Raw genomic sequence first — 16964 nt, 5'->3', positions numbered from 1 at the left:
AATGCTTCTCAACTCCCCCAAATCATGCATCGTGCGTCCGCCGACGCCATCATGCGCGGTTGTGAGGAACGCTGGCCGACGTCGCGAAACAAGCGATGGGTCCGGCAATCAGGAAGGGGAGGCCCATGTCTCGAACGACTTGCGCGCCGCGGAGTCCTGCCGCGCGACGTCCCGGCGCCCGCCATCCCTCAACTCCGCCCGGCGACGCCGTCCCGAGCCGCAACAAAGCCCTGAACATGAAACGAATCCTGGAGAAGACGATGAGATCGTTCAGTTCGTGGGCTGTCCTGTGCTGTTGGGCCCTTCTCGTCGCGGCTCCTGGCGTCGCCAACGCCGTGGAGATTCAACGGGAAGACGCCCGCGCCATCGTGGTTCGTGTCGACGGTCCGACCACGCCCCGCAACCGGATGGCGGAGTTTTCGGTCGGTTCGGACTACCCGGGCACATTGATCCGCGAGGACAGTCTGGCCCAGCTGGAGACGGCGAGCGCGGAGCTCGGGTTCCGCTACATCCGCTTCCACGACATCTTCCACGACGACATGGGCGTCTATCGCGAGGTGGACGGGCAGCCGATCTACGATTTCACCCGCATCGATCATCTCTACGACCGGCTGCTGGGCATGGGGATCAAACCCTTCATCGAACTGGGCTTCACCCCCGACGCGATGAAGACCTCGGACCAGACGATCTTCTACTGGAAGGGCAACACCTCCCATCCCGAGCCGGAGAAATGGAGCGCCCTGATCGACGCCTTCGTGCGTCACCTGATCGACCGCTACGGCGCCGAAGAGGTGCGCAGCTGGTATTTCGAGTTCTGGAACGAGCCGAACCTAGACGGCTTCTGGGAGCGGGCCGACCAGGCGGCCTATTTCGACTACTACGGACGCACCGTCCGGGCCATCAAGGCGGTCGATCCCGCGCTTCGCGTCGGCGGCCCGTCCACGGCCGGCGCCGACTGGGTCCCCGAGTTCCTCGCCTATGCCGACCAGCACGCCCTGCCGGTCGACTTCATCACCACCCACACCTACGGCGTCGACAGCGGCTTCCTGGACGAGATGGGCGAGAGCGACATCAAGCTGTCCGGGAACCCCGACGCCGTGGTGGGGGATGTCCGCAGGGTGCGGGCGCAGATCGAGGCGTCGACGCGGCCCGGCCTGCCGCTGTTCTTCACCGAGTGGAGCTCCAGCTACAATCCGCGCGATCCTGTCCACGACGACTATTTCGGCGCCGCCTACGTCCTGTCCAAGCTCCGCCAGACCGAGCCTCTGGCGCAGGGGATGAGCTACTGGGCCTTCAGCGACCTGTTCGAGGAACCGGGCCCGCAGACCCGGCCGTTCGACGGCGGATTCGGCCTGATGACCCCGGACGGGGTTCGCAAGGCGACCTGGTTCGCCTTCAAATATCTGAACAGCCTCGGCGACCGGGAGCTGGCGACGGGCGACGCCCAGAGCATCGCGGCCCTGAACGGCGACACCGTGCAGGTGCTGGCTTGGCGGGACGTTCTGCCCGAGCAGCCGGTCAGCAACCGGCCCTTCTTCCGCCAGGTGCGCCCCGCCGCCGACGGGCCTCCGCTCGCCCTGACCGTCGAGGGCCTGGCCCCGGGGCGCTATGAGGCGCGCATCCGCCGGACCGGCTTCCGGCAGAACGACGCCTACACCGCCTATCTGGAGATGGGACGGCCGGCCGAACTGACCGCCGACCAGCTGGCGGAGCTGCAGGCGCTCACCACGGACGCGCCGGTTCGCCAGACCGTCGACGTCGGGGCCGACGGAAAGGCTTCGCTGACCCTGCCGATGCGCGACCATGACGTGGTGATGATCGAACTGGACCGACCATGACCCTGCCCCGCCGCCTGCTCTTCAAGGGCGCCCTGGCCGGCGCCCTCGCCCCCGCCCTGGCGACGCCGTCAGACGCGGTCGCGCAGACGCAGGCTTCGCAGCCGGCCCGGCGCTGGGGCGTCGGCGCCGAGGGCCAGCGCAAGGCCGATCTCGGAAACGGCTTCTTCCAGAACCCCATCGTCGCCGGCGACCATCCGGACCCGACCATCCTCAAGGACGGCGACGACTACTACATGACCTTCTCGTCCTTCCTGTCGTACCCGGGACTGGTCATCTGGCATTCGACGGATCTGGTGAACTGGACGCCGATCGGCCCGGCCCTGCACAGCTACCTCGGCGTGATCTGGGCGGTGGACCTGATCAGGCACGAGGGCCGGTATTTCATCTACATCCCCGCCGATCCGAAGAAGGAGGGCTGGTCGATCTTCGTCATCTGGGCCGACGACATCCGCGGCCCGTGGAGCGAGCCGGTCGACCTGAATATCCGGGACTGCATCGATCCGGGCCACGTCGTGGGCGAGGACGGCCGGCGATACCTGTTCACCAACGGCATCCGCAAGATCCGCCTCACCGACGATGGACTGGCCACCGACGGCGAGCTCGAACCCGCCTATGCGCCATGGGTCTATCCCGACGACTGGATCGTCGAGGGCTTCGCGCCGGAGGGCCCCAAGCTTCTGAAGAAGGACGGCTGGTTCTATCTGGTGACGGCCGTCGGCGGCACGGCCGGTCCGCCGACCGGCCACATGGTCATCACCGCGCGGTCGCGCTCGGTTCACGGGCCGTGGGAGCATTGCCCGCACAATCCCTTGGTGCGGACCACCGACGCGGCCGAGCCTTGGTGGTCGCGGGGTCACGCGACCCTCGTCGAGGGGCCCGGCGGCGACTGGTGGCTGGTCTACCACGGCTATGAGAACGGGTTCCGGACCCTCGGCCGCCAGACCCTCCTGGACCCGGTCGAATGGACATCCGACGGCTGGTTCCATGCCCGCGGCGGCGACCTTTCCCGGCCGTTGCCCACCCCGCGCGGCGGCCGAAAGGGAGCGTCGGCGCCGGGCCTTTCCGACGACTTCTCGTCGAACCGCATGGGCGTTCAATGGGCCTTCCATACGGAGGATCCCGACAGCGCCCGGCGCGCCAGCTACGAACGGGCGGGTCTCGTCCTCCAGGGACAGGGAGCCTCGCCGGCCGACTCGGCGCCGTTGACCTGCCTGGTCGGGGATCGTCGATACGAGGCCGAGATCGCCCTGGATCTGGAGAGAGACGCCGAAGGGGGGCTGCTGCTTTTCTACAATCCCCGGGCCTTCGTCGGGATCGGCTTCACCCCGACCGCGCTGAAGACCTTCCAGTTCTCCGAGGAACTGACCTGGATGCGCGCGGCTCACCAGACGCGCCGCCTCCGGCTGAAGGTCGCGAACATCGACAATGTCGTCACCTGGTTCACCTCGTCGGACGACGGGGCGACATGGACGCGAAACGGGATGCGCATGGAGGTCTCGGGCCTCCACCACAACGTCTTCGGCGGCTTCCTCAGCCTCAGGATCGGCGTCTATGCCGCGGGCCCCGGGCGGGTGGTTCTGAGCGACTTCCGCTATCGGGCGCTTCCCGCCCCGGTTTGAGCGTGGCGACCCGCCGCGGTGGTCGAGGAAACCCGCGGGCAGGGATCTGGCTCGGGTAGAATAGTGCGCAAGCTCAGGGAGTGGCGTGCGCAAACGCATTTTTTCACCAAACCCATTGTGCGGCGCGGCAGAAGGTGTTTCTATAGGGCGTTCGTTCAAAGGCTCCCCGTGACCGCCAACACCCGTCCCTCCCCGCGCATGAGCGCCGCTTCCGCGGCGGTCTTCGCGCGTCCGGATGTCGGCGTGACGATCAACAGCATTGCGATTCTTGCGGTACTTCTCGTCCTCCTTGCCGGAGCGGCGTGGACGCTTGTGACCTGACCTAATCTCACCCTCAGGATCGCCCGCAGCCACCCGCTCCCGAAAGGAAGCGGGTTTTTTGTTGCGCGCGGTCCGGACCTCTCCGGAACCGACACTTCGCAATGACGCAAGATTTCACCCCGACAGACAGGCCGGCGCCGAATGCGCGCAGCCGCGCCGTGACGGCCGGTCCCAGCCGCGCCGCCGCGCGTAGCTATCTGCGCGCCGCCGGCATGCAGGACGCCGATTTCGACAAGCCGATGATCGCGGTGGTCAACACCTGGTCCTCGGTCACCCCGTGCAACATGCACCTGGACCGCCTGGCCCGCGACGTGCGCGCCGGCATCGTCGCGGCCGGCGGATATCCGGTCGATTTCAACACCATCGTGGTCACCGACGGCATTTCGATGGGCACGCCGGGCATGAAGGCCTCGCTGATCAGCCGGGAGGTCGTCGCCGACTCGATCGAACTGGCCGTCGAGGGCCATCAGCTGGACGGCGTGGTCTGCATCGTCGGCTGCGACAAGACCATCCCGGCCGCGGCCATGGCGCTGGCGCGCATGGATATCCCGGGGCTGGTCTACTACGGCGGCACCATCCTGCCGGGGACCATCGGCCGCCGCGACGTCTCGGTGCAGGACATCTTCGAGGCCATCGGGGCCCATGCCGCGGGCGCGCTGGACGACGCCGGGCTGAAAGCCGTCGAGAGCGCGGTCTGCCCGGGCGCGGGCGCGTGCGGGGGACAGTTCACCGCCAACACCATGGCCATGGCCCTGTCGGTCATGGGCCTGTCGCCGATGGGCGCCAACGACGTCCCGGCCGTCGATCCTGGCAAGGCCGCCGAGGGCGAGCGTTGCGGCCGCCTGATCGTCGAACGGGTCTTCGCGGGCGATACGGCCCGGAAATACATCACCCGGGCCAGCCTGAAGAACGCCGCCGTCGCGGTCTCGGCCTCGGGCGGCTCGACCAATGCGGTGATGCACCTGACCGCGATCGCGGCCGAGGCCGGCGTGGCTTTCGGGGTCGAGGATTGTCATCAGGCCTGCGTCGAGGCGCCGGTCATCTGCGACCTGAAGCCGGGCGGCCGCTTCCTGGCCAGCCACCTGTACGCCGCGGGCGGCACGCGGCTGGTGACGCGGCGGATGGCCGAGGCCGGCAAGATCGTCAACACCCCGACGGTGTCGGGCGAAACCCTGTTCGTCGAGGCCGGCAGGGCCGAGGAGACGCCCGGCCAGCAGGTCGTGACCGACTTCGACGCCCCGGTCATGGATCGCGGCAGCTATGCGGTCATCTACGGCGACATCGCGCCGGATGGAGCCGTGATCAAGCTGACGGGCCACGAGGTCGACCGCTTCGAGGGTCCGGCCTGCGTGTTCGACAGCGAGGAGGACGCCTTCCAGGCCGTCCAGGACGGGTCGGTCGGCGAGGGCGACGTCATCGTCATCCGCTACGAAGGTCCCCGCGGCGGCCCCGGCATGCGCGAGATGCTGCAGGTCACCGCGGCCCTGAAGGGGCGCGGCGTCCACGACGTGGCCCTGATCACCGACGGTCGCTTTTCCGGCGCGAGCTACGGCTTCGTGGCCGGGCATGTGTCGCCCGAAGCGGCGGCCGGCGGCCCGATCGCTCTCATTCGCGATGGCGACCGTATCGTCATCGACGTCACCAACCGCCGGATCGACGTCGACGCCGATCTGGCGAAGCGCCGGGCGGGTTTCGCCCCCCGACCTGCCCGCCCGGCGCACGGAGTCTTCGCCAAATACCGCGCGTCCGTGGCCTCGGCCGCGCAGGGCGCCGTGACCATTCCCGATCCGCCGCCGGTCCAGCGTCCCGCTGAAACCGAAACCCGATCCGCCCGAGAGGACGCCTGACCCATGGCCATCACCATCTACACCAATGACGATATTCGCCCCGGAGCCATCGCCGGCCAGCGCATCGCCATCATCGGCTACGGCTCGCAGGGGCGGGCCCACGCCCAGAACCTGAGGGACTCCGGCCACGACGTGGTCGCCGGCGTCCGTCACGGCGGCAAGGGCTGGCGCAACGCGACCGCCGACGGCGTTCCGACCGCCGAACCGGCCGAGGCCGTCCGGGACGCGGACATCATCGCCATCCTGACCCCGGACATGATCCAGGCCGAGGTCTATCGCGACGTCATCGAACCCAATGCCAAACAGGGCGCGGCCATCCTGTTCGCCCACGGTTTCTCGATCATCTACGGCCGGATCACGCCGCGCGAGGACATGGACGTCATCCTGGTCGCGCCCAAGGGGCCGGGCGATCTGGTCCGCCGCGAGTATCAGCGCGGCCGCGGCGTCCCATCGCTGTTCGCCATCGAACAGGACGCTACCGGCAAGGCGCGCGACCGCGCCATGGGCTACGCCAGGGGCAATGGCGGCGCGACCGGCGGCCTGCTGGAAACCACCTTCCGCGAGGAGACCGAGACCGATCTGTTCGGCGAGCAGGCCGTCCTGTGCGGCGGCGCCAAGGAGCTGGTCATGTCCGGGTTCAACACCCTGGTCGAGGCCGGCTACCAGCCCGAGATCGCCTATTTCGAATGCATGCACGAGCTGAAGCTGATCGTGGACCTGTTCTACGAGGGCGGCGTCACCAGGATGAACGAGTTCATCTCGGAGACGGCGAAATGGGGTTCGGTCAAGTCCGGTCCGCGCATCATCACCGACGAGACCCGCGCCCGGATGAAGACCATCCTGGACGAGATCCAGTCGGGCCAGTTCGCCCGCGAATGGATCGCCGAAAACGAGGCCGGCAAGCCCCGCTACGACGCCTGGGTCCGGGCCGATAGCGAACAGCCGATCGAAGAGACCGGAGCGAGGCTGCGCGAGCGCATGGCCTGGCTGCACGCGCCCAAGACCGCGGAAGCCGCATAAATCCAGGCCCGCTTGAACCGCAAAAAGTTTGGTCCCAAAACCGCAATGACCGCAGTCGCCACCGCCATCAGCGCAATAGACGCAAGCCCGCCCAGAAGCGGCGCGCGCCTGCTCGTCTCCACCCTGGAGCGGCTGGGGGTCGAGGTCGTGTTCGGCTATCCGGGCGGGGCCATCATGCCGGTCTACGACGCCCTGGCCGGATCGTCGCTGCGCCACATCCTGGTGCGGCACGAACAGGCCGCCGCCTTCGCCGCGGACGCCTATGCGCGGCGCAGCGGCCGCGTCGGCGTGTGTCTGGCCACCTCGGGGCCGGGGGCGACCAATCTGATTACCGGCATCGCCAATGCGATGATGGATTCCGTCCCCATCGTCTGCATCACCGGCAACGTCGCCCAGGGCGTCATGGGCACCGACGCCTTCCAGGAGATCGACATCCTGGGCGTCACCCTGCCGATCGTGAAGCATTCGATCCTGGTCCGGGATCCGGCCGATGTCCCGGCCGCGATCGAGGAGGCCTTCCACATCGCCGCCTCGGGCCGCCCCGGGCCCGTGCTGATCGACCTGCCGAAAGACGTGCAGGTCGGCCGGACCAGCGACGATTTCGGCTTCCATTATCCGAACGCGATCCAGCCGGTCGATCATGACGCGGTGGCCGCCGCCGCCCGGGTCATCCGCGCCGCCGAGCGCCCGCTGATCTACGTCGGCGGCGGGGTGAAGATCGGCCGGGCGACCGGACAGGTTCGCGCCTTCGCCGAGGCGACCGGCATTCCCTCGGTCTCGACCCTGAACGCCTTGGGCACGATCCCCACGGGCGCCCCCGGCTTCCAGGGCATGCTGGGCATGCACGGCACGCGCGCCGCCAACGAGGCGGTGCAGGAGGCCGACCTGCTGATCGTGTTCGGCGCCCGGTTCGACGACCGCGCCACGGGCAAGCTGGCCGAGTTCGCCCCGCACGCCCGGGTCGTGCATTTCGACGTCGACGCCTCCGAAGTCGGCAAGCTGCGCGACGCCCATGTCGCCGTCGTCGGCGAACTGGCCCCGGGAGTCGAGGCCCTGTCGGCGCAACTGGCCGGCGTGCGCCTGGCGATCGATCCGTGGATGATCCAGTGCGCCAGCCGCACCGCGCGCACGGCCTTCCGCTATGACGCCCCGGGCGAGGGGGTCTACGCCCCCGCCTTGCTGAAGGCGATCTCGGAAGCCGCGGGCGACGCCTTCGTCGCCGCCTGCGACGTCGGCCAGCACCAGATGTGGGCGGCGCAGCACTGCCGCTTCTCCCGCCCGGAGGCCCACCTGTCCTCGGGCGGACTGGGCGCGATGGGCTTCGGCCTGCCCGCCGGCATCGGCGCCAAACTGGCCGATCCGGACGCGGCCGTGGTCGTCGTCGCCGGCGACGGCGGCTTCATGATGAACGTGCAGGAACTGGCGACCCTGCGGCGCTACGGCGTCGCGGTGAAGGTGCTGCTGCTGGACAACAGCTCGCTGGGACTGGTGCGCCAGTGGCAGGAGCTGTTCTTCGACGGCAACTATTCCGAGGTCGACCTGTCCGACAATCCGGACTTCGTGAAGGTGGCCGAGGCCTTTGGCGTCGAGGCCTTCCGAATTAGCCGGCGCGAGGAGGTCGAGGCCGGCATCGCCCGGCTGCTGGCCGCCGACGGCCCCTGCCTCGCGCACGTGATCATCGATCCCCGGGAGAACGTGTGGCCGCTGGTCCCGCCCGGAAAGAACAACGCCGAAATGATGGAAGGCGCCTGACCATGACCGCCGACACCCTGCACCTGCATATCGACCGCGCCGACGGCTCGCTCCAGCGCCTGATCGGACTCATCGAACGCCGTGGTTTCCACATCGACGGCATGACCCTGAGCGACGAGGGTCACGGCCGCCGCGTCCAGATGGCCGTGCGCGGACGCGACGAGGGCCGTAGCGTCGAAACCCTGGGCCGTCAGATCGACCGCCTGTTCGGCGTCACCCGCCTGACCCCGTCGGCCGCCGTCTTCCATCCCGAGGTAGCGGCATGACCCGGGTCCAGCAGACCGTCGCGGCCGATCCGGACAGGGTCGTGGTCTTCGACACCACCCTGCGCGATGGAGAACAGGCGCCGGGGTTCTCCATGGGCCCCGAGGACAAGGTGCGGATGGCCCGCGTCCTGGCCGCTCTCAACGTCGACGTCGTCGAGGCGGGCTTCGCCGCCGCCTCCCCCGGCGACGAGGAATGCGTTCGCCGCGTCGTCGGCGAGGTGGAGGGTCCGGTGTTCTGCTCGCTGGCCCGCGCCGGCGAGGCCGACATCGACGCCGCCTGGCGGGCCCTGCGGGGCACCGACGAGCGCCGCGTGCACATCTTCCTGGGCACCAGTCCGATCCACCGGACGGCCAAGCTGAAGATGAGCAAGGCCGAGGTTCTGGCCGCCGCCGAACGTTCGGTGGCCTACGCCCGCACCCGGTTCGAGGACGTCGAGTTCAGCCCCGAGGACGCGATCCGCACCGAGCCGGAGTTCCTCGCCGAGGTCTGCGAAGTCGCGGCCGCCGCGGGCGCCACGACTCTGAACATCCCGGACACGGTCGGCTACGCCACGCCGGCCGAGGTCGGCGATATCTTCCGGACCCTGATCGCCCGGGTTCGCGCGCGCTTCCCCGAGGTGGTCTTTTCCGCCCACTGCCACGACGACCTGGGCATGGCGGTGGCCAATTCCCTGGCGGCGGTCGAGGCCGGCGCGCGCCAGGTCGAGGGCGCGATCAACGGCATCGGCGAGCGCGCCGGCAACGCCTCGCTGGAGGAGATGGTCATGGCCCTGCGCACCCGGGCGGACCGCTTCGGCCTGCACACCGGCGTGGACGCCACCCATCTGGTTCGCGCCAGCCGGCTGCTGAGCGAGGTCACCCACACGCCGGTGGTCCGCAACAAGGCCATCGTCGGCCTCAACGCCTTCGCCCACGAGGCCGGCATCCACCAGCACGGCATGATGGCCGACCCGTCGACCTACGAGATCATGCGCCCGCAGGACGTGGGTTTCGAGGGGACCTGGTTCGTGCTGGGCAAGCATTCGGGCCGACACGCCGTCGCCAAACGCGCCGAGGCCCTCGGTCAGCCCGTCAGCGGCCCGCTCCTGGCCGCCGCCTTCGCCGGTTTCAAAACCCGCGCCGACCAGATCGGCGAGATCAACGATCACGAACTGCTGGCGATCATCGAGGCCGCGCGCCCCGCCGCCGCCACCCAACAGGAGTATGCTTATGCGGCCGCTGGCTGAACATATCTGGGTCAACGGCGAACTGGCGCCCTGGGCCGACGCGAAAATCCATGTGATGAGCCACGCGCTCCATTACGGCACCTCGGTGTTCGAGGGCATCCGCGTCTACGACACGCCGAAGGGCCCCTGCGGCTTCCGTCTGACGGATCATGTGCGCCGCCTGTTCGACAGCGCCCGCATGTATCATTTCGTTCTTCCGTATACGGAAGATGAGCTGGTCGAGGCCTGCCACGCGGTGGTGCGCGCGACCGGATTGCGATCGGCCTACATCCGTCCCATCGCCTTCCTCGGCCAGTGCGGGATGGGCGTGACGCCGGCGCCGGAGAACATGAACGTGGACGTGGCCATCGCCGCCTTCCCGTGGGGCGCCTACCTCGGGGAGGAGGCGCTGGAGAAGGGCGTCGACGCCTGCGTGGCCAGCTGGTCGCGGATCGCGCCGAACACCGTGCCGTCCGGGGCCAAGGCCGGCGGCAACTATCTGTCGTCCTATCTGATCGGCCGCGAGGCCCGGGTCGGCGGCTTCGGCGAGGGCATCGCCCTGGGCACCGACGGCCGCCTGTCCGAGGGGGCGGGCGAGAACCTGTTCATCGTCAAGGACGGCGCGATCGTCACCCCGCCCGCCGCCGCCTCCATCCTGATGGGCATCACCCGCGACAGCGTCATGAAGCTGGCCCGCGGTCTGGGCTACGAGACTCGCGAACAGATCCTGCCGCGCGAGGCCCTGTACGTCGCCGACGAGATCTTCATGACCGGCACGGCGGCCGAGATCACCCCGGTGCGTTCGGTCGACGGCATTCCGACCCGCGCCGCCGGTCCGGGGCCGGTGACCCGGGCCGTCAACGCCGCCTTCCGCGGCCTGTTCGACGGCGGGACGCCCGACCGCTTCGGCTGGCTGGAGCCGATCGCGGCCCCCGCCCCGTCGGTGGCGCGCGCGGAGCCGGAATATGCCTGAGACCCTGTTCGACAAGGTCTGGAGCCGGCACGTGGTGGCGGCGGAGACGCCGGACACGCCGGCGGTGCTCCATGTCGACCTGCATCTGGTGCATGAGGTCACCAGCCCGCAGGCCTTCGCGGAGATCGAAAGCCGGGGGCTGAGGGTCCGCCGCCCGGACCGGACCTTTGCCACCCTGGATCACTCCACCCCGACCCTGCCCGCCGACGCGGCCGGCGAACGCCCCTATTACACGCCGGCCTCGAAGGCCCAGGTCGAGGCGCTGGAGGCGAACTGCGCGCGCCACGGCGTGTCGCTGGCCGGCTGGGACAGCGAGGATCGCGGCGTGGTCCATGTCATGGGGCCCGAGCTGGGCCTCACCCGACCCGGCATGACCATAGTCTGCGGCGACAGCCACACGGCCACCCACGGCGCGTTCGGGGCCCTCGCCTTCGGCATCGGCACCACCGAGGTCGCCCATGTGCTGGCGACCCAGTGCCTGCTCCAGCGCAAGCCGAAAGCGATGCGGGTCACGGTCTCGGGACAGCTGCGCCCCGGCGTCTCCGGCAAGGACGTGGCCCTGGCGATCATCGCCCGGCTGGGCTTCGGCGGCGGCTCCGGCTTCGTCATCGAATACGCCGGCGAGGCCATCCGGTCGCTCGACATGGAAGGGCGGATGACCGTCTGCAACATGTCCATCGAGGCCGGCGCCCGGGCCGGCATGATCGCGCCGGACGAGACCACCGTCGCCTGGCTGAAGGGGCGCAGGCACGCGCCGAAGGGCGAGGCGTTCGACCGCGCGGCCGCGGACTGGCTGTCGCTGCGTTCGGACCCCGGCGCGGCGTTCGACGCCGAGGTGGAGATCGACGGACCGGCCATCCGGCCCATGGCCACCTGGGGCACCACGCCCGACGCCGCCTCGGCCATCGGCGATCCCGTTCCGGCGCCGCGCGACGCCTCGGGCGAGAAGGCGCTGGCCTATATGGGCTTCGCCTCCGGCGAGGCGACCACCGGTCACGCCGTCGACGTGGTCTTCGTCGGCAGCTGCACCAACGGCCGCCTGCCCGATCTGCGCGCGGCGGCCGAGGTGCTGCGCGGCCGCAAGGTGAAGCCCGGCCTGCGCATGCTGGTCGTGCCCGGTTCCGAGGCCGTGCGCCGCGACGCCGAGGCCGAGGGGCTGGACCGGGTGTTCATCGAGGCGGGGGCCGAGTGGCGCATCCCGGGCTGCTCGATGTGCCTGGCCATGAACGGCGACATGGTCGCGCCGGGCCAGCTCGCGGTCTCGACGTCCAACCGCAATTTCGAGGGCCGGCAGGGGCCAGGCTCCCGGACCATCCTGGCCAGTCCGGCGACGGCGGCGGCGACGGCGGTGATGGGCGTCCTGACCGACCCCCGCGTGTTTCTCGAGGAGACGGCCGATGTCTGAGCCCTTCCGCGCCCTGACGTCGAAGACCGTGGTCCTGTCGCAGTCGAACATCGACACGGACCAGATCATTCCCGGCCGGTTCCTTTCCACCACGACGCGGGAGGGCCTGGGGGCCCACGCCTTCCATGACTGGCGCTACGAGGCCGACGGATCGCCGAAGCCCGAGGCGGTGCTGAACCGCATCGATCCGGCCGAACATCGCATCCTGCTGGCGGGGGCCAATTTCGCCTGCGGCTCGTCCCGGGAACATGCGCCGTGGGCGCTGCTGGACTACGGCTTCCGGGCCGTGGTCTCGACCGGCATCGCCGACATCTTCACCTCCAACGCCCTCAAGAACGGGCTGCTGCCCGTGGTGGTCGACCAGGCCGCCTGGGATGATCTGGCGGCCCATCCCGATCAGCCCGTCACCATCGACCTGGAGACCTCGACCATCCGGCGCGGCAACGCCGCCCCGGTCGCCTTCACGGTCGAGCGGTTCGCCCGTCAGTGCCTGCTGGACGGGGTCGACACCCTCGGCTGGCTGCAGGCCCGCCTCCCCGCCATCGAAGCCTTTGAACGCCAGAAAGAAGCCCTGTGATGCCCGCACACAAGACCTATGACATCGTCGTCCTGCCGGGCGACGGCGTCGGCCCCGAAGTCACCCAGGCGGCCCAGGCCGTCCTGACCGTCATCGGCGACTTCTTCGGCCAGCGTTTCCGCTTCCACGAACACCTGATCGGCGGCGCCGCCATCGACGCGACCGGCGATCCCCTGCCGCCGGAGACGGTCAGCGCCTGTCAGGCCGCCGACGCCGTGCTGCTGGGCGCGGTCGGCGGGCCGAAGTGGGACGGCGGCAAGCGCCGGCCCGAGGAAGGCCTGCTCGGCCTGCGCAAGGCCTTGGGTCTGTACGCCAATCTGCGGCCGCTGCAGGTCTCGCCGGTGCTGGCGCACCGGTCCCCCCTGAAGCGCGAGATCGTCGAGGGCGTCGACCTGATCGTGTTCCGGGAACTGACCGGCGGCATCTATTTCGGGGAGAAGACGCGCACCGACGACCGGGCCACGGACCTGTGCGTCTACACCACGCCCGAGATCGAGCGCATCGCCCGCGCCGCCTTCAAGACCGCCCAGCAGCGGCGCGGCAAGGTGACCTCGGTCGACAAGGCCAATGTCATGGAGACCAGCCGCCTGTGGCGGGAGGTGGTGACCCGCGTTCACGCCGAGGAGTTCCCGCGCATCGAGCTGGAGCACGCCCTGGTCGATTCCATGGCCATGCACCTGATCCGCAAGCCGCGCGAGTACGACGTCATCCTGACCGAGAACATGTTCGGCGACATCCTGTCGGACGAGATCTCGGTTCTGGGCGGCTCCATCGGCCTGCTGCCCTCCGCCTCCCTGGGCTCGGGCGGTCCCGGCCTGTTCGAGCCGATCCACGGCTCGGCCCCGGACATCGCGGGTCAGGACAAGGCCAATCCGGTCGGGACCATCCTGTCCGCCGCCCTGTTGCTGCGCCACAGCCTGGGACTGGAGGACGAGGCCGGATCGATCGAGGCCGCCGTCGCGGCCGTCCTGTCCGCCGGGGCGGTCACCGCCGATCTCGGCGGGACCCTGGGCACCCGCGAGGCGACCAACGCCGTCATCGACGGCATCCGTGCGATCCACTGGGCCGCCGCCCATCGGGTCCAGATGCACTGGGCGTGACCGGTGAAACCGTGCCTGGAAAGACGCAACATGTGCCGTAGGGCGCAATTTTCTACCTTTCGACTTGACGGCCCCGCCGGATTTCCGTCAGCCTGACCCCGAACCCGAACCGAGCAGGTCCCGTGAACCGACCCGACGTCCGCACCGCCTTCGCCACCACCGCCTCGCGCGGCGGCGCGGCCCTGCGCGCGATCATTGGCGCCGGCATGACCACCACCACCACGCCTCCGGCGGGGACAGGTTAGCGCGCACCGAAGCTCAGGAACGCACAGACCCAGCCCCGCCCGGAAATCTCCGGGCGGGGTTTTTCTTTTCCTCCTCCCCCTTCTCGAAAGACCCTTGCCATGCCCGCCAGCCTCGCCCTCCTCGATCGGCCCCGCCCGAACCCGTCGCCCGCCGCCGCCTCGCCGGTCGTGGTCATGAAGTTCGGCAGCTCCGTGCTGGTCGATCCCGCCGATGCGCCCAAGGTCGCCTCCGACATCTACGCCGAGGTCCGCAAGGGCCGACGCGTCGTCGCCGTCGTCTCCGCCCTCGCCGGCGAGACCGACCGGTTGCTGGCGGAGGCCCGCGCCCTCGGCCTCGCCCACGACAACGCCCTTCTGCCCGCCTATGTGGTGCAGGGCGAGGAACGCTCCGCCGCCCTGGTGGCGCTGGCCTGCGACCGCGTCGGTCTGAGCGCCGCCACCCTGTCGGTGCGCGATCTCGGCCTCGTCGCCGAAGGGCCGTGCGAGCACGCCCGCCCGGTCGCCCTGGGTCCCGTCGCTCTCGAGGACGCGCTGGTGAAGCACGAGGTGGTGGTGGTCCCCGGCTTCGGCGCCCTGTCGCCGGAAGGGCTGGTCGTTCTGCTGGGCCGCGGCGGTTCGGACCTCAGCGCCCTGTTCCTCGCCGCCGAGCTCGGGCTCGACAGCGTGCAGCTGGTGAAGGACGTCGACGGACTCTACGACCGCGACCCGAACGCCTGTGCCGACGCCCGGCGTTACGACCAGGCCAGCTGGGCCGAGGCCAGGGCGCTGGGGGGCGGTCTGGTGCAGCCGGACGCGCTGGACCTCGCCGAGGCCCGCGGCCTGAAGATCGAGGTGCGAAACTATCTGGACGGCCATCGCACCGTCGTCGGACCGGTCAGCGCCCCGCCCCGCGCCGCCCTGCCGCATCGCCGGCTGCGAGTCGCGGTGGCCGGCTGCGGCGTGGTGGGCGGCGGAGCCCTGGCCCGGCTGCTGGTCGATCCGCGCGTCGAGGTCGTCGGCGTGCTGGTCCGCGACGTCGCCAGAAGCCGCGACGTCCCCGGCGCCGCGCCCGGCCGGCTGGAGCCGCTGCTGGTCACGGACGCCGGGGCCTTGCTGGATCGCCGTCCCGACATCGTGCTGGAAGCCCTGTCCGAGGCCGGCGCCGGCCATGCCGTGATCCGCGCCGCCCTCGAGCGGGGCGCCGACGTGGCCACCGCCAACAAACAGGCGGTCAGCCTCGACCCGGGCGGCCTTCAGGCGCTGGCCCGCGCCCGCGGCGCCCGGCTGCTGTGGTCGGCTTCGGTCGGCGGCGGCGCGCCGATGGTCGAGGCCGTCCGCGACGTCCGCGCCCGCGGACCTGTCGCAGCCTTCGAGGCGGTGCTGAACGGCACCGTCAACTTCATGCTGGATCGTCTCGGCGACGGGGCGCCGTTCGACCGGGCGCTCGCGGAGGCCCGCGCCGCGGGCTTCGCCGAGGAGGACCCGTCGGCGGATCTCGAGGGCCTGGACGCTCTGGCCAAGGTGCGCCTGCTGGCCTTCGAGGCGTTCGGCCAGATGCCCGATGAGGCCGATATCCCGCGCGACGTGCTCGACCCCGCGTCGCTCCCGCCGGCCGGATCGCGTCAGGTCTGTCGCTGCGAATGGAAAGACGGCAAGCTGGTCGCCTCGGTCCGTCTGACGGCGGGACCGCTGGACCCCCTGTTCGGGGACCTGAAGGGAGAAGGCAACGCCTTGAAGGTGGTTTCCCATGACGGGTCGGTGGTGCGTTGCCGGGGCCGCGGCGCCGGTCGCTGGGCCACGGCCGAAAGCCTGCTGGCGGACCTGTCGGACCTCGCGGCGCGGCGCCTCGTTCTCGAGCCCGCCTGACCATGGCCGTCTTCACCCCCGTCGAGGAGGCCGAGGCCGAGCCCTTCATTAGTCGCTACGGCCTGGGCGCCCTGCGCGCGCTCACGCCGATCGCGGAGGGGGTGGAGAACACCAACTACCGCCTCGACACCGACCGGGGACGGTTCGTCCTGACCCTGTTCGAGGGCCGGACCGACGCCGCCGCCCTGCCGTTCTGCCTCGGCCTGACCGCCCACGCCGCCGCCCGGGGCCTGCCTTGCGCCCGTCCGCTGAAAGACGTCGCGGGCCAGACCGTCGGGACACTGAACGGCCGCCCCGCCGCCATACTGGAATGGCTGCCGGGCGCCTGGAAAAGCGATCCCTCGACGGCCGATCTGGCCCGGGCGGGCGAACTGCTGGCCCGGCTCCATCTGGTCTCGGCCGATTTCCGGGGCGGGCGCGCCGACCCCGTCGGCCCCGCCGCGCGCCGGGCGCTGTTCGACCGCTGCCTGACCCGGGCCGGGGCGGCGGACCTGACCCTGCTCGACCGCATGGCCCCCTGGGTGGCGGCCGGGGCGCCGGATTCCGCCGCGGGCCTGCCGCAAGGGCCGATCCACGCCGACTATTTTCCGGACAATCTGCTGTTCGAGGGCGGCGCGCCGAGCGGACTCATCGACTTCTATTTCGCCTGCACCGGCGCCCTGGCCTACGACCTCGCCATCGCCCTGTCGGCGTGGGGCTTCGACGCCGCCGGCGGACCGCGGGCCGGCGCCCTGCGGACCTTCCGGGCGGGCTATGAGTCCGTGCGTCCGCTCAGCCCGGCCGAGGCCGCCGCCCTGCCGGCGCTCGGCGCCGTGGCGGCCGTGCGCTTCACCCTGACCCGGCTGCACGACCGGCTGTTCCACGACCCGACCCGGCTGGTCACGCCCAAGGACCCCGCGCCCTTCCTCCGCCGCCTCGACTGGTGGAGCGACGAGGCCCTGGCGGCCTAGA

15 protein-coding genes are annotated in these 16964 nt (G+C 70.4%); all 15 read left to right on the top strand.

Annotated elements, in window-relative coordinates:
* Positions 1 to 260 precede the first annotated feature (260 nt).
* The 15 genes from Q8Q71_RS11060 (at position 261) to Q8Q71_RS10990 (ending at position 16963) form a co-directional block, all read left to right on the top strand.
* Positions 261 to 1838 carry a cellulase family glycosylhydrolase gene (locus Q8Q71_RS11060; RefSeq protein ID WP_305759648.1) on the top strand — a complete coding sequence of 526 codons (1578 nt, stop codon included), beginning with the start codon at positions 261 to 263 and terminating at the stop codon, positions 1836 to 1838.
* On the top strand, positions 1835 to 3457 hold the full coding sequence (locus Q8Q71_RS11055; protein ID WP_305759647.1) for a family 43 glycosylhydrolase: 1623 nt from the start codon (positions 1835 to 1837) through the stop codon (positions 3455 to 3457). Before Q8Q71_RS11060 ends, Q8Q71_RS11055 begins: the two co-directional genes overlap by 4 nt.
* A gap of 168 nt (positions 3458 to 3625) precedes the next feature.
* Positions 3626 to 3778, top strand: a complete 153-nt coding sequence (locus Q8Q71_RS11050) for a hypothetical protein (protein WP_305759646.1) — start codon at positions 3626 to 3628, stop codon at positions 3776 to 3778.
* A gap of 101 nt (positions 3779 to 3879) precedes the next feature.
* Positions 3880 to 5625, top strand: a complete 1746-nt coding sequence (locus Q8Q71_RS11045; RefSeq protein WP_305759645.1) for a dihydroxy-acid dehydratase — start codon at positions 3880 to 3882, stop codon at positions 5623 to 5625.
* A gap of 3 nt (positions 5626 to 5628) precedes the next feature.
* Positions 5629 to 6645 (top strand): ketol-acid reductoisomerase, encoded by a 1017-nt coding sequence (ilvC, locus tag Q8Q71_RS11040; protein ID WP_305759644.1) that lies wholly within the window; start codon positions 5629 to 5631, stop codon positions 6643 to 6645.
* A 45-nt stretch (positions 6646 to 6690) separates the two neighbouring features.
* Positions 6691 to 8397, top strand: coding sequence for an acetolactate synthase 2 catalytic subunit (gene ilvG / locus Q8Q71_RS11035; protein WP_305759643.1), 1707 nt, complete (start codon positions 6691 to 6693; stop codon positions 8395 to 8397).
* A 2-nt stretch (positions 8398 to 8399) separates the two neighbouring features.
* Entirely contained in the window at positions 8400 to 8663 is a 264-nt protein-coding gene (locus Q8Q71_RS11030) for an ACT domain-containing protein (RefSeq protein ID WP_305759642.1), read from the top strand.
* A complete protein-coding gene (locus tag Q8Q71_RS11025; RefSeq protein ID WP_305759641.1) occupies positions 8660 to 9889 on the top strand; it encodes a 2-isopropylmalate synthase in 1230 nt (409 codons plus the stop codon). The genes Q8Q71_RS11030 and Q8Q71_RS11025 overlap by 4 nt, the downstream gene beginning before the upstream one ends.
* Positions 9873 to 10841: a branched-chain amino acid transaminase gene (locus tag Q8Q71_RS11020; protein ID WP_305759640.1), complete on the top strand. Its 969-nt coding sequence runs from the start codon at positions 9873 to 9875 to the stop codon at positions 10839 to 10841. The genes Q8Q71_RS11025 and Q8Q71_RS11020 overlap by 17 nt, the downstream gene beginning before the upstream one ends.
* Positions 10834 to 12246: a 3-isopropylmalate dehydratase large subunit gene (gene leuC / locus Q8Q71_RS11015; protein ID WP_305759639.1), complete on the top strand. Its 1413-nt coding sequence runs from the start codon at positions 10834 to 10836 to the stop codon at positions 12244 to 12246. Before Q8Q71_RS11020 ends, leuC begins: the two co-directional genes overlap by 8 nt.
* Positions 12239 to 12823, top strand: coding sequence for a 3-isopropylmalate dehydratase small subunit (leuD, locus tag Q8Q71_RS11010; RefSeq protein WP_305759638.1), 585 nt, complete (start codon positions 12239 to 12241; stop codon positions 12821 to 12823). Before leuC ends, leuD begins: the two co-directional genes overlap by 8 nt.
* Entirely contained in the window at positions 12823 to 13923 is a 1101-nt protein-coding gene (gene leuB / locus Q8Q71_RS11005; RefSeq protein WP_305759637.1) for a 3-isopropylmalate dehydrogenase, read from the top strand. The genes leuD and leuB overlap by 1 nt, the downstream gene beginning before the upstream one ends.
* A gap of 122 nt (positions 13924 to 14045) precedes the next feature.
* The gene (locus tag Q8Q71_RS11000; RefSeq protein ID WP_305759636.1) at positions 14046 to 14168 is read left to right on the top strand and encodes a hypothetical protein; all 123 of its coding nucleotides are present in this window, start codon (positions 14046 to 14048) and stop codon (positions 14166 to 14168) included.
* A gap of 99 nt (positions 14169 to 14267) precedes the next feature.
* Positions 14268 to 16013 carry a homoserine dehydrogenase gene (locus Q8Q71_RS10995; RefSeq protein WP_305759635.1) on the top strand — a complete coding sequence of 582 codons (1746 nt, stop codon included), beginning with the start codon at positions 14268 to 14270 and terminating at the stop codon, positions 16011 to 16013.
* 2 nt (positions 16014 to 16015) lie between these two features.
* The gene (locus Q8Q71_RS10990; protein WP_305759634.1) at positions 16016 to 16963 is read left to right on the top strand and encodes a homoserine kinase; all 948 of its coding nucleotides are present in this window, start codon (positions 16016 to 16018) and stop codon (positions 16961 to 16963) included.
* The last annotated feature ends 1 nt before the right edge of the window (position 16964 follow it).

This window comes from Brevundimonas sp. (assembly GCF_030704825.1).
Lineage (GTDB): Bacteria > Pseudomonadota > Alphaproteobacteria > Caulobacterales > Caulobacteraceae > Brevundimonas.
This window is presented reverse-complemented; position numbering and strand designations above follow the sequence as displayed.